A 14,218-nucleotide genomic window follows, 5' to 3' on the forward strand; every position below is an offset into this window, starting at 1 on the left:
AAATTTAATTATGTAAATAATTATAATCTATCCAAGGCATTTTTTTGCTCATCATTAACAATATGAGTATACAGGTCTGTCACTTGTGTTGAGGAATGCCCTAATTGATGACTAACTAACACTTGAGATTTTGTTGCATCGTAAAGCCTTGTTGCAAGAGTATGTCGCAATTTATGGGGTGTTACACGAATTTTAAAATCCTCAGAATATTTGCCAACCATTTTTTCAATACTAGAAGCATCCATACGATTCGCAACACCACGATATTCTGTTAAAAAGAAAGCTAAGTCTTGTTTTTCAGCTTTGTAACGATTTTTGCGAATAGCTAAATAAGCCTCCAAATACTTCTTAGCAAAACCTGCCACATTAACCGAATCCCGCTTACCTCCCTTGCGAGTAATCTCGATGACCATCATTTTGAGGTTAACATCTTTAAGATCTAAATTCACTGCTTCAGATAATCGAACCCCAGAAGCAAGCAGTAGAGCAATAACAGCTAGATCACGTTCTTTATTTTTACGAAAAGATGATTTAGCACGATTAGATAATTTTCGCTCATATCCCTTATCCACGTAATCTAAAAATGCCATGGTTTCATCACCCAAAAAGAGTTTTTGCTTAATTGTTTCAGCTCTAGAAGCTAGGGTTTCTTTTTTCTTCTTGGTGGACACCTTTTTCATGACATTCCGATAAAAATAGGGTTCTCCTTGAGCATTTTCAACTTCTTCAGTAAGGTATTTATAAAGGCTTGCTAAAGCAGACAAGGTGCGATTGATAGTGGTTTGAGATAAACCTTTTTTCGTAGAATAAGTATTTAAGGAGGGGCGTTCTCGTAAATAAAGAACAAAAGCCTCCATATCTTTCTTAGTCAGATGCTCAAGAGTAGTTAACTCAATATCAGCAGTTTTTGTCACCGGAGTTAAATCAGCATCTATTAACCAATCAAAAAAGCGTTTATATTCCTTTAAATACTCATATAAAGTTGTAAAACTATAAGGAACCGATAATTTTGATTGGTAATATTCTAAAACATACCAAGGCATAATAGCTTTATAAGCTTCAATTTTTTCTAATAGTAATTCACGTCTCATAAAGTAAGTATAACATGCCTTTGTATGTTTTTCAAGAAAATTACAGTTTTTCGGAAAAATATTAGACATAAATTATCCATCCCTCTAAATTTATAAATAATAGTCGTTAATTATTTCAGAAATAACCGAAATACTAAGTATAATCATGGCAATCGCATGTGAAAGATTTTCATCAAGAAAATAACGTTTTCTGTGTCTAGTGTGATGAAAATCCCTTGCCTTTTGTCACATTTTTTGATAAACTTAGTAAAGTTATAACTTTACTAAGTGGGAAGGATCTACTATAATATGTTTTCTGGAAATCAATTAAAAACGGCAAGGATCGCTAAGAAAATGAGTCAAAAAGACTTGGGAGATCTGCTAAATGTCAATAAAATGACTATTTCTAATTGGGAAAATGGGAAAAATGTTCCCAATCAAAAGCATTTCGACAAATTGTCAAGCCTATTTGATTTAACAGCCGATTATTTTAAGCAAGATCATCGTTTATTAGTTCCATATAAACAATTAACTCATTCAAACAAAGAAAAAGTCATTGGCTATTCGGAACAGCTGTTAACTCAGCAAATAAAAGTTGCTAAACTGCCTAAATCTAATAAGTCAAGACAAATTTTTCCTTACCACGTTTACGAAAGTTTATCAGCTGGTACTGGTTACTCTTATTTTGGAGATGGCAATTTTGATGTCGTCTTTTACGATGAACAAATCGATTATGATTTCGCTTCCTGGGTATTTGGAGACTCGATGGAACCAACTTATTTAAACGGGGAGGTGGTTCTCATTAAGCAAGTTAACTTTGATTATGATGGTGCCATCTATGCTGTAGAATGGGATGGTCAGACCTATATTAAGAAAGTCTTTCGCGAAGAGGAGGGTCTGCGCCTAGTGTCTTTAAATAAAAAATATTCGGATAAATTTGCACCTTATTCTGAAGCCCCTCGCATTATTGGTAAAATTATTGCAAACTTCATGCCACTAGAAGTTTGAATGATATGACACGTTCTAATCCCCGTCTATAAATTGAGTTCTGTATTGCACCGGAGTCAGTCCTTGTAGTTTGCATTTAATCTGAAATGGTTAAGTTTCTCCTAATTTTTCAGTTCGAGGTGAATTCTACGGCAACTATATCTTCTCTCTTTATATTCAGCATAAGTATAAATCGTTCAAATAACCTCTTTCAACACTACACTATGCTTTTTAATAAGGTGCAAACTCCAAATCTTTGACCAAGTCCAATCAGCTTTATTGTCATAACTTAATTATACAGAAAAACACTCCAAAAGTTAGATTTTTTCTGTATAACTTTTGGAGTGTTTTTCTGTATAACTTTTGGAGTGTTTTTCTGTACGGACGAGTTTATAATAGGCTGCTTCTTTCAGAGTTATTTACGTTTTTTTCTTGCTTTTTTTATTTTATTGGCTTGACGCTTCATAGCCTGTTTCATAGCAAATTGACCAATTTTTCCTTTAAAACCGCCACCAAACATTTGTCCCATATCCATCTCACTGCCGAAAGGAGACATATCCGGTACTGCTCCTTGTCCCATCATTCCTTCTAGAACTGACATATCAGGCATATTACTACCTAGCGTATTTTTAGGTAGATTATTAGGGCTGATTCCCATTTCTTTCATCATTTTAGATATGTCTCCTGACAAAACACCTTGCATCATACTTTTTGCTTGATTAAAGTCCTTGATAAATTTATTAACATCGACAAAACTGTTACCTGATCCGGCAGCAATACGACGCCGACGGCTAGGATTTAGAAGATCTGGATTCTCGCGTTCAGCTGGTGTCATGGATGAAACAATAGCACGTTTTCGAGCGATTTGCTTTTCATCAACTTTAATATTAGACAAAGCTGGATTTCCTGCCATCCCAGGAATCATTTTGAGTAAGTCTTCCATGGGACCCATATTCTGCACTTGATCCAACTGATCAATAAAATCATTGAAATCAAAGGTGTTTTCGCGCATCTTTTCAGCTAATTCTAACGATTTTTGTTCATCGTACTCTTGACTGGCTTTTTCAATAAGAGTTAATAAATCTCCCATTCCCAAGATACGACTAGACATGCGATCAGGATGAAAAGTTTCAATATCCGTAATTTTTTCACCGGTACCTGTAAACTTAATGGGTTTTCCAGTGATTTCACGGACAGACAAAGCTGCACCACCACGGTTATCCCCGTCAATTTTGGTTAAAACAACTCCAGTAATGCTCAATTGTTTGTTAAATTCATCAGCAACACTTGCTGCTTCTTGACCAATCATGCTATCAACAACCAAAAGAATTTCATTTGGTTTCGCCAAAGCCTTGACCTCACGAAGCTCTTCCATTAGTTTCTCGTCAATCTGCAAGCGACCAGCAGTATCAATCAAGACATAATCATTACGGTTTTCACGTGCCTGCTCTAAACCTCTGCTAACAATTTCAATGGCTGAGTGGTCTGTCCCCATATCAAAAACGGGGACATTAATTTGTTGTCCCAATGTCTTTAATTGGTCAATGGCTGCTGGACGATAAATATCAGCAGCAATCATCAAAGGACGAGCATTTTCTTCCTTAATTAACTTATTAGCCAACTTCCCTGCAAAAGTGGTTTTACCTGCCCCTTGCAAACCAACCATCATTATAATTGTAGGAATTTTTGGTGACTTTTCAATTTCAGCAGTTTTTGCCCCTAAAATATCAGTCAACTCTTCGTTAACAATTTTAAGAATTTGTTGAGTTGGAGCAAGTGTATCAATGATTTCATGACCAATAGCACGCTCACAAACACGTTTAATAAATGTTTTAACAACAGGTAAAGCCACATCAGCTTCTAAAAGAGCTAGACGAATCTCTTTAGTAACTTCTTGAACATCTGATTCTGATAGTCTTTTCTTACCACGAATATTTTTAAATACATCTTGCAAGCGTTGGGTTAAACTGTCAAAAGCCATAATCTAAAACTCCTTTTAATCTCTATTATCAATACTCGTTAGAATTGAAATCTTTTCTTGTAAATACTGGTCGTGGGGGTAATTGCCAATAATTTCATCAAAAATTTCACTCCGAACAATATAATCCGAGTACATATGAAGCTTCATTTCATAAGTTTCTAAGATTTTTTCTGTTCGTTTAATGTTATCATAAACAGCTTGACGACTCACACCAAATTCATCAGCAATCTCAGCTAAACTATAATCATCGGCATAATATAACTCAATATAATTCATTTGTTTATCTGTCAATAAAGCTGCATAAAACTCAAAAAGTGCATTCATTCGGTTTGTTTTTTCAATTTCCATAGCTTTCATTTTACCATATTATAGGTGTTTTTAACAGTAAAATCAGCAAAGGATACAACGAGCAGAAAGTAAGTAAGTAATGATATTTTGAAAAATGAATATAGTGTCATATCTAGAAAGAAACATTGCTAATTGAATTTAATCCAAATATTAGAGATTTCATCGAGAGTGTTCTTAGAGTTAAACTGTAAATTTGCTTAATTTATAGTATTTATTTGTCACATCAGCAAAAAATAAAAAGTGAAAAGTTATCAAGCACTTCCACTTTAACATCCTTAATTATTTTCTAAATAAAATTCAAAACGATCGCCAACATACTGGCTACGCACATATTCAAATGGTCTTCCATCTGTAAAATAAGAAATTTGGGTTAAAGCTAAAATAGCATGTCCCTTAGTAATTTCTAAGTAAGAAGCAACACGATCACTTGCAATTTTGGCATAAATTGTTTGTTGACTCTTACCAATTTCATAACCATTGGTAGTCAAGGTTTGGAAAAAATGTTCTGTAATATCTGTGCGCTTCATCTTTTTGATAAATTTCTCAGGAATAGAAGCCAATTCATAAACCAAAGGAATATTATCGGCATAACGAATACGCTCCATTCGAATCACATAATCTGTTTTTTCCAAAATAAGTTCTTTAATTTCAGTATCGCTAGCCAATTGGCGTTGATAGGATATCAATTTTGATGAAGGGTTACGTCCCTGAGAACGAACAATTTCTGTAAAACTGGTCGTTCCACGCATTTTTTCTTGAACACGATGGCTTGCTACATAAGTACCACTACCAACACGCCTTTCAAGAATACCTTCTTCTACTAGTAAAGTGATTGCCTGTCGAAGAGTCATACGACTAACTGCAAACTGTTCTGCCAAATCCCTTTCACTTGGCAATCGGCTACCAATAGACCAAACACCTTGTTCAATATCCTTTTTAATTGCATCATGAATCTTAACATAAGCTGGTAGCATGCCTTACTCCTCAAGTCAATTTTCTTTATTTTATCATACTTTTGACTAAAATTGCAGAAGAAAAAGGTATTAAGTTTGTTTAGAGATAAAATCTTTGAGAATATTAAAAATGTAGAGTGAAAAACTGGTATCCAGTTGTTGAGCACTAATAAATTCTAATGCCTTTTTAGCAAAAATATGCTACAATAGGATGAAAACTATCAGCCCGATGGTTGGTATAGAATGAAAGGATTCTAATGACTGAAAATTCAATTTTGAATGATGTTCAAAAAATTATTGTTCTTGATTATGGTAGCCAATACAATCAACTTATTGCTAGACGTATTCGAGAGTTTGGTGTATTCTCTGAACTTAAAAGCCATAAAATTACTGCTAGAGAACTTCGTGAAATCAATCCAATTGGTATTATTTTATCAGGTGGTCCAAATTCTGTTTATGCTGATAATGCCTTTGGGATTGATCCTAAAATCTTTGAACTAGGTATTCCGATTCTTGGGATTTGTTACGGTATGCAATTGATTACACACACTTTGGGTGGTAAAGTTGTTCCTGCTGGTCAAGCCGGAAATCGTGAATATGGTCAGTCAACCCTTCACCTTCGTGCTGAATCAAGGCTCTTTGCTGGAACTCCTGAAGAACAACTTGTTTTAATGAGTCATGGTGATGCTGTTACTGAGATTCCTGAAGGTTTCCATCTTGTTGGAGATTCAAAAGATTGTCCTTATGCAGCAATGGAGAATATTGAAAAAAATCTTTATGGAATTCAATTTCATCCCGAAGTAAGGCATTCCATTTATGGAAACGATATTCTTAAAAACTTTGCACTGACTATTTGTGGTGCACATGGTGATTGGTCCATGGATAATTTCATTGAAATGGAAATTACTAAAATTCGTGAGACAGTTGGTAATCGTAAAGTCCTTTTAGGACTTTCTGGTGGTGTAGATTCATCAGTTGTTGGTGTTCTTCTTCAAAAAGCTATTGGTAGCCAATTAACCTGTATTTTTGTTGACCATGGTCTTCTTCGTAAGGATGAAGGTGATCAGGTTATGAGAATGCTTGGTGGTAAATTTGGATTAAACATCATCCGAGTTGATGCCTCAAAACGCTTCCTGGATCTTCTTGCCGATGTTGAAGATCCTGAGAAAAAACGAAAAATTATTGGTAATGAGTTTGTCTATCTTTTTGATGATGAAGCAAGAAAATTAAAAGGTGTTGATTTTCTTGCTCAAGGAACTCTTTATACTGATATTATTGAGTCCGGAACAGAAACTGCTCAGACTATCAAATCACATCATAATGTTGGTGGACTTCCAGATGATATGGAGTTTGAATTAATTGAGCCATTAAATACCCTATTTAAAGATGAAGTCCGTGCACTTGGCATTGCACTTGGTATGCCTGAAGAAATCGTTTGGCGTCAACCTTTTCCTGGACCTGGGCTTGCCATTCGTGTTATGGGAGCAATTACCGAAGAAAAGCTTGAAACAGTTCGTGAATCAGATGCAATTCTCCGTGAAGAAATTGCAAAAGCCGGTCTTGATCGTGATGTTTGGCAATACTTTACTGTCAATACTGGTGTCCGTTCAGTTGGTGTTATGGGAGATAGTCGTACGTACGACTATACCATCGCCATTCGTGCGATCACTTCTATTGATGGCATGACAGCAGATTTCGCACAACTCCCATGGGATGTTCTTAAGAAAATTTCTACTCGTATTGTTAACGAAGTTGATCATGTCAACCGCATTGTCTACGATATTACCAGTAAACCACCAGCAACAGTTGAGTGGGAATAGAAAATATTATACAACAAACCGCATAAAACCAAGTGTTTTATGCGGTTTGTTGGTTTTTTGAAAACCAAAAAAGAGTTGAGATTTTTCTCAACTCTGAGGGGCACTCTACAAAAAGAATGTGATAAAACGGTTCACACAAGTTATCAAGATCGGCTTCCCGCCTTAATGATCTCCCCTGCGCAAAAGTGATTAAAAATCACAATCGACTCATCGCATGTGTTTATTCTAACAGAATTTAGTAGAAATTACAAGAGAGGCGCAATGGTTCTTGCCAAAAGACCAACTAATTTTTGGTGCCAAGGTCTGTGCCTTAGCTGATATTCTGTCACCAAGAGTGACTTTTCCTGTGTTTCTTTGAAATCATTGACAATGTCAGCTATGGCAGAGACACGATATAAATATGCTGCACATTCAAAATGATGATAGAGGCTGCGATAATCTAGATTAATAGTCCCTACTACTGCCTTGGTATTATCGGAAACAAAAACTTTAGAGTGTACAAATCCAGGCTTGTATTCGTAGATTTTTACACCAGAAATCATCAAGGCTTTGTAATACGTTTTGGCTAAAGCATAAGGAACACCTTTGTCAGGTATACCAGGCATGATAATCCGAATATCCACTCCACGCTCGGCAGCAAATCTCAAGGCATGCTCCATTTCACTATCTAAAATAAGGTAGGGTGTCATGATATAAACGTAGTCCTTAGCGTGATTTAAAATGTCAATATAAACATTTTCACCAATCTTATCAGTATCAAGTGGTGAGTCGCCATAAGGGATAACATAACCATTTGACCTAATTGGAGTAGAATGTTCAGAAAGATACGGCTCAATAATCAGTTTTTTTTCTGTAATGGACCACATCTGTAAAAAGAGAATTAAAAAACTATCGGTCGCTTCACCCTCTACCATTAAACCAGCATCTTTCCAGTGACCAAAACGTTCAATTTCATTAATGTATTCATCAGCCAAGTTCATGCCACCTGTAAAGGCAATTTCACCATCAATCACCACAATTTTTCGATGATCTCGATAGTTGTAATAGGTTGAAATAAAAGGTGAAATTGGTAAAAAAGATTTAGCTTTTATCCCCAAACGTTGCAGTCTAACCGCGTAATCTGAAGATAGGGTTGACAGCTCATTCATCCCATCAAATAAAACTCTAATTTCAACCCCTTCAGCAACTTTTTTTTCTAAAATACTGAGGATTTCCCCCCACATCTGCCCTTCGGCGATAATAAAAAATTCTAGAAAAATGTATTTTTTAGCTACAAGTAACTTTTCTTTTAAATTTTCAAAAAAAGCTTCGCCCGTCGGAAAATAAGTTACATGCGTGTTATTGTAAATTGGAAAATGACCGTGACTTCGTTCTAGATACTGTACCAGATGGTAAGTGGTTGAGGTATTACCTTTTAAAATAGCTAAAATAGCGTCGTCATCTCTTAAATAAGGGGCAGAAAGATCTACTAAATGGTTAATTCTTTGCTTTAAGCCTCGGTAACCCCAATCTAATTTGGTGTAGATCAGGAAAAGTGATCCTAATAAAGGAGCAATCATAATCAAAATTAACCAAGTCATTCTTGAAATCGCATCCATTTCACTATTAACCAAGTACAAAACAATGGCAATGGCAAAGATACTTTCCAAAATGGTTACCCAAACACGATACTGCTCCATCCATGCATAAGATTGAAACAAAAAGATAAGTTGAAGGATGATCAAAAGTGCAATAATGGTTGTTCGACTAAAAATCCCTCTTAGAAATCTCCGTTTCCCTTTATGGAGCAAATATTTTACTTTTGCTTTCTTTTTGATGATCAATCCTCCAAATTCATTTTTATTTATTATATCATAGCAATGCTTGCGATGCCCGTACTGGATTTCCATTTTTAAAATAATTATCAAATACTATTTTACCAATTGTCTCTTTGAAGGGTTAAAGAAGTTCTCTGCTTAGTCCGTTGACACCGCCATTTTATCTTTTATCCTATTCTATCAAACTAAAAGATCTTTGTCTCAAATATGATAAAAGGAATACTAACTAAGTAGATCAAAAAATTCACTCCTAAAACTTCTATTCTAGCCTTTGTTCTTAAAGATATTAACTAAAAAAAGATCTCACTAGATCTTTTTATTAATCCCCTAGATTCACTTTTTAAGGAGGTATCCCTAGAATAAACCAAGTGCTGTCCCATCTTCTGACACGTCCATGTTCATAGCAGCTGGGACTTTAGGTAAACCCGGCATTGTCATCACATCACTGGTTAAGGCAACAATGAATCCTGCCCCTGTTTTAGGAACAAATTCACGAATGGTAATGGTGAAATCGGTTGGAGCTCCTAGTAAAAATGGGTTATCTGAAAAACTGTATTGGGTTTTAGCCATGCATACTGGTAAGCGATCCCAACCAAGCTCAGTAAATTGTTTAAGTTGTTTTTTAGCCTTTGGTCCAAATTGAACTGCTTTTCCACCATAAATCTGAGTAATAATTTTTGTGATTTTTTCTTCTAATGTCTCTTCATCGGAGTACAGTCGTTTATAGTCTGCTGTTTCTTGAGCAATCAGATGCATAACCGTTTTAGCCAGATCTAAACCGCCTTCTGCACCGTTTGCCCAAACACTGGCTAATTCAACCGGAACATCAATCTCTTTACATAAAGTTTTTAAAGCATGAATTTCGGCTTCTGTGTCTGCGACAAATTCATTAATAGCCACAATAACAGGAATATGATACTTGCGCATATTCTCAACATGGCGTTTAAGATTTGCAAAACCCTTTTGGATAGCTTCAATATTTTCAAATGATAATTCTGTCTTGGCAACTCCTCCTTGCATTTTAAGAGCACGTAGGGTCGCAACAATAACGATCACATCCGGTGCTTTAGGCAAGTTTGGTACTTTTATGTCTAAGAATTTTTCGGCTCCTAGATCAGCACCGAAGCCAGCTTCTGTAACCGTATAATCTGCCAAACGAAGAGCTGTCGTTGTTGCCAATACGGAATTACAACCGTGAGCAATATTGGCAAATGGACCTCCGTGAACCAAGGCAGGGGTTCCATAAATTGTTTGCACAAGGTTTGGTTTAATAGCATCTTTCAAAATCAAAGTCAAGGCACCTTCAACCTTCAAATCACGAACATAGATTGGTGACTTATCATAGCGATAAGCGATAACAATATTCGCTAAACGTGCCTTTAGATCTTTCAGATCCGTTGCCAAACAAAGAATGGCCATAATCTCGGAGGCTACAGTAATATCAAAACCGTCTTCTCGTGGGATACCATTTATCGGACTCCCTAGACCGACAATAATTTGACGAAGGGCACGATCATTAAGGTCGACCACACGTTTCCAAATAATACGGCGCTGATCAATTTCTAAATCATTTCCTTGCTGCAAATGATTATCAATCAAAGCTGATAAGGCATTGTTGGCTGTCGTAATGGCATGCATATCACCCGTAAAATGAAGATTAATGTCTTCCATAGGTAAAACCTGCGCATAGCCACCCCCTGCTGCTCCCCCTTTGATCCCCATAACCGGTCCAAGCGAAGGCTCACGCAGAGCAAGCATGGTTTTCTTACCGAGTTTATTTAAAGCGTCTGCTAATCCGATAGACATTGTCGATTTTCCTTCTCCTGCTGGAGTTGGATTAATAGCAGTTACCAAGATTAATTTTCCAGGAGTATTCGTCTCGACAGCTTTTATTTTTTCAAAAGATAATTTTGCTTTATATTTGCCATAAAGCTCAATGTCATCAAAATCTATACCGACTTTTTTACCAATTTCAGTGATTGGTTTTAGACAAATACTTTGGGCAATTTCTATATCTGATTTCATGATAACTCCTCAAATTTTCTAATACAGCCATTATATCATATTTCACTTTTGTCGTACATTTTTTAAACATAGTAAAAAAAGGTTCGTTTTTTATACATGATAAGACCATACCTTTATCAAGAAAATATTAAACGAGTCAATTCTTCTGCTGTTGCTGCACCAAGATACGATTTTAATGCTGTTGATTCAAGGACCTGTAAAACCTCCTCTTCTTTCATACGAGTACCGATAAGAAGATTTTCAAGGTCAGCAATATCTGTCTTACTAAAGAAGTCTCCATAGATACGACAAGCAGTAATTTGCCCCTTTTCAATGGCTAAATGAATATCAACCGTTCCCCCAGAAAGCCGTCCTTCTCTGTGATAACGGTATTGTGGGGAATTCCCATAGTTCCAATCCCAGTTTTTATACTTACGTTCTGTCAAAGCATCAATCTGTTGCCAATCTTCCTCGGTTAGATCATATCGTTTGGCTTGAGTAATGTTTTCAATTTTTAATAACTGACAAACTATTAAATTTTTAAATTCATCAATAGTTATGCCCTGATATTGATCAGCCAAGTGCTCTCTGATACTACCGACGCGACTACGAACAGATTTGATCCCTTTTGATTCTATTTTTTTACGATTAGGAGTCAAGACATTTTCCATAGCATCAAAATCCACATCTAAAAGAAGAGAATACCCCCCATAGACACGCCCCTTAGTAATTGTCATGGCTGCACCAGATACCTTTTTCCCCTCAATCACTAAATCGTTTCGCCCTGTCATTTTAACTCCTGTTGCACCCAATCGACGAAGGGCTTCGATAACAGGTGTGTAGGTCCGTTTAAAATCACCAAAAATGCCATTATCATTGATAAGGTAACAGATATTAACGGCACCTGAATCAACATAAACAGCTCCGCCACCAGTATCCCGACGAACAACTGGAATATGATGTTCCTTCAAGTAATCTTGGTTAGTTTCAATCTCTGCATTTTGAAATTTTCCAATTTCAACTTTGGGGTCACAATAGTATGGAAATAAAATATCATCATCTAAAACGATATTTTCTTGGACATAAACTTGCATAGCAAGTGCAATAGCACCGTCGGTAATACGTTTTCCATTACGAATCGGTTCAATAAGGTACATCTTAATCTCCCTCTTTCTATTTCTTACACTCAAATAAGATTTTCTGATTGGTTTTGGTAAATGGTTTTCGTTTCACTAATTAACTGGGCAATGTGATCCGTAAGTTCCAAACTTCGTTGTCTTAAGGGAACAGGAATACGGTAATGCTTATGATTTAAAGTCACAAGAAAAGCATTGGGATTCTCTGATACGTGCTTCCAAAAAGGGTGTTTAATAAATTGCGGAGTGGTATGCCCAACACCAATTTCTAAATAGAGAGCCTTGTCCTTTTGATGGGCTGATAAAAAGGTCTCATAACGTGATTTTTGAGCATGGAAATCCACATCTTCAACCATCCCTTTTTCTTCATTCCGCTTATTGATTTCAAATGGTGCACCGCATTTTGGACAATAGGGAATCAGCTGGCTTGAAACTCTCATGTTTTTTTGTTCAGCAATCATTTGTCGAATTAAGGCATTATCTTTATAAGTTTGCTGATGACAATGTTGACTGCATTGCCATAGACCGTACTCTCCTTGGATATGAAAAATCTTGTTCGGATCATAATTAGCTACCCAAAAGGCATTATCAGCATTGGTCGTGATAATATGATAATCTTTCGTTTCAAGAAGGGCACGTAAGTCTACATACGACTGACCGACTGGCTGATCAAGGTAGTTTAAAGCTACAAACCGACTTTGAAAAGCCCAATATTCCTGCCAATCCTCAAAATCAAAAAGACTGGCTTGAAGCATATCTAAAAACTGGTATTTTGCAATAAAATCTGGAAAAGCAGATTCAAATCTCGGTCCGACATAGGTAAAGCCATCTGCTGCTGACATGCCCGCTCCGATACCAACAACAAGCGCATCTGCTTCTTTAATTAATTGAGCAAGTTGTTCTGCCTGTTGCAGATTTTCTTTAGGATAAATTGTCCAAATGGTCACTCCACTTCTCCTTTCTCAAATAAGTTTCATATAAGGTTTTATCTTCTGAAGTAAAGGTATTAAAAATGACTGATAATTGGTTTGGATACTCTTTTTGCCATTTCAAAACCGTATCAATGGCAATTTGTGCGGCTTCTTTTTTAGGAAATCCAAATTCACCTGTTGAAATGGTGCAAAATGCGATGGTTTCTAGCTTTTGGTTCATTGCTAAGTTTAGACATGATCGGTAGCAACATGCTAGTAAGTCCGCCCGAATAGGTGATAGTTTCTGCCCTACTCCTATTTGTGGTCCAACTGTATGAATAATATAATTTGCAGGTAGGTGATAAGCAGCGGTTAATTTTGCCTGCCCAATTCCCTCTTTATGTCCTTGTTCAACCATCATATCATGACAGGCTAAGCGTAAACGATAACCAGCAAAGGTGTGAATAGTATTATCAACACAGGTATGATTAGGAATAAAACACCCCAATAGTTCACTATTAGCAGCATTAACAATAGCATCGATAGCAAGATACCTTATATCACCATGGTAGCTATAAATGCCTATGTGATTCGTTTTTTGGCAATTTTCCAAAGTCACAGGTGAAATGGTAGCACGCCAATGCTTAAGGTAATCGTCTTCCAGAATAAGATAGTCTTGTGAAATTGGTAAAGCAGGGCGCTGATTAATCAAAGAGCGCCACAAAACTTGCCTTTTTTCTAGTTGGTCAGGAATGGGAGAAACGGAGAAATCGGATAGATTTTCTGATTGTAAAAACCGAATCATTCTTCCTAATTGTTTGAAGGAATTAAGCATCTTCAAGGCTTTCAAAAGCTACCTGATCAACATCTGTTAATACAAGAAGCCAATTATATTCAGGTTTTTCTGAATTTAGAAGATCTGGTATTAGCCTTGCTGCCTCATTTCGTTCAACAATTTTCCCAGCAAGCGGTGATAAAATAGATATGACTGTTTTTGACGCTTCTAAATTGACAATAACGTCATCAACTGCTACAGTATCATTTTCTGTGAAGTGGGCATAGCCGATTGTTCCAATATCATCTTGTAATTCTGGTGTCATACTAATAGTATAGTGGTCATCTATTTTTTCAATTAATAAGTAATTTGCAAATTTTTTCATTTTAATTTCCTTTCTGCTTAGGACCTAAATT

12 protein-coding genes are annotated in these 14,218 nt (G+C 36.2%); 2 read left to right on the forward strand and 10 right to left on the reverse strand.

What is annotated here, in order from left to right; genetic code table 11:
• Nucleotides 1-20: 20 nt before the first annotated feature.
• Nucleotides 21-1,091 (reverse strand): tyrosine recombinase XerS, encoded by a 1,071-nt coding sequence (gene xerS, locus H346_RS0101735; RefSeq protein ID WP_027969555.1) that lies wholly within the window; start codon nt 1,089-1,091, stop codon nt 21-23.
• A 288-nt stretch (nt 1,092-1,379) separates the two neighbouring features.
• On the opposite strand from xerS, the gene H346_RS0101740 reads away from it, so the two are divergent.
• Nucleotides 1,380-2,078 (forward strand): LexA family transcriptional regulator, encoded by a 699-nt coding sequence (locus H346_RS0101740; RefSeq protein WP_027969556.1) that lies wholly within the window; start codon nt 1,380-1,382, stop codon nt 2,076-2,078.
• Nucleotides 2,079-2,472: 394 nt separating this feature from the next.
• Here H346_RS0101740 and ffh read toward each other — a convergent pair whose 3' ends face one another.
• The 3 genes from ffh to H346_RS0101755 form a co-directional block, all read right to left on the reverse strand.
• Nucleotides 2,473-4,038 (reverse strand): signal recognition particle protein, encoded by a 1,566-nt coding sequence (gene ffh, locus H346_RS0101745; protein WP_027969557.1) that lies wholly within the window; start codon nt 4,036-4,038, stop codon nt 2,473-2,475.
• Nucleotides 4,039-4,053: 15 nt separating this feature from the next.
• Nucleotides 4,054-4,386: a putative DNA-binding protein gene (locus H346_RS0101750; protein WP_244147244.1), complete on the reverse strand. Its 333-nt coding sequence runs from the start codon at nt 4,384-4,386 to the stop codon at nt 4,054-4,056.
• 275 nt (nt 4,387-4,661) lie between these two features.
• On the reverse strand, nt 4,662-5,360 hold the full coding sequence (locus H346_RS0101755) for a GntR family transcriptional regulator (protein WP_027969559.1): 699 nt from the start codon (nt 5,358-5,360) through the stop codon (nt 4,662-4,664).
• A gap of 236 nt (nt 5,361-5,596) precedes the next feature.
• Here H346_RS0101755 and guaA point away from each other — a divergent pair, with 236 nt between their 5' ends.
• Nucleotides 5,597-7,159, forward strand: coding sequence for a glutamine-hydrolyzing GMP synthase (gene guaA / locus H346_RS0101760; RefSeq protein WP_027969560.1), 1,563 nt, complete (start codon nt 5,597-5,599; stop codon nt 7,157-7,159).
• A gap of 245 nt (nt 7,160-7,404) precedes the next feature.
• Here the strand turns inward: guaA and cls are convergent, their stop codons facing one another.
• The 6 genes from cls to H346_RS0101790 form a co-directional block, all read right to left on the reverse strand.
• On the reverse strand, nt 7,405-8,982 hold the full coding sequence (gene cls, locus H346_RS0101765; protein WP_027969561.1) for a cardiolipin synthase: 1,578 nt from the start codon (nt 8,980-8,982) through the stop codon (nt 7,405-7,407).
• A gap of 348 nt (nt 8,983-9,330) precedes the next feature.
• Nucleotides 9,331-11,001, reverse strand: a complete 1,671-nt coding sequence (locus H346_RS0101770; protein WP_027969562.1) for a formate--tetrahydrofolate ligase — start codon at nt 10,999-11,001, stop codon at nt 9,331-9,333.
• 116 nt (nt 11,002-11,117) lie between these two features.
• Nucleotides 11,118-12,137 (reverse strand): lipoate--protein ligase, encoded by a 1,020-nt coding sequence (lplA, locus tag H346_RS0101775; protein WP_027969563.1) that lies wholly within the window; start codon nt 12,135-12,137, stop codon nt 11,118-11,120.
• A 29-nt stretch (nt 12,138-12,166) separates the two neighbouring features.
• Entirely contained in the window at nt 12,167-13,063 is an 897-nt protein-coding gene (locus H346_RS0101780) for an SIR2 family NAD-dependent protein deacylase (RefSeq protein ID WP_027969564.1), read from the reverse strand.
• On the reverse strand, nt 13,038-13,862 hold the full coding sequence (locus H346_RS0101785) for a protein-ADP-ribose hydrolase (protein ID WP_027969565.1): 825 nt from the start codon (nt 13,860-13,862) through the stop codon (nt 13,038-13,040). The genes H346_RS0101780 and H346_RS0101785 overlap by 26 nt, the downstream gene beginning before the upstream one ends.
• Complete coding sequence (locus H346_RS0101790) at nt 13,855-14,187, reverse strand: glycine cleavage system H family protein (protein WP_027969566.1); 333 nt, start codon at nt 14,185-14,187, stop codon at nt 13,855-13,857. The genes H346_RS0101785 and H346_RS0101790 overlap by 8 nt, the downstream gene beginning before the upstream one ends.
• Between the last annotated feature and the right edge of the window lie 31 nt (nt 14,188-14,218).

It is taken from the genome of Streptococcus castoreus DSM 17536 (assembly GCF_000425025.1).
Lineage (GTDB): Bacteria > Bacillota > Bacilli > Lactobacillales > Streptococcaceae > Streptococcus > Streptococcus castoreus.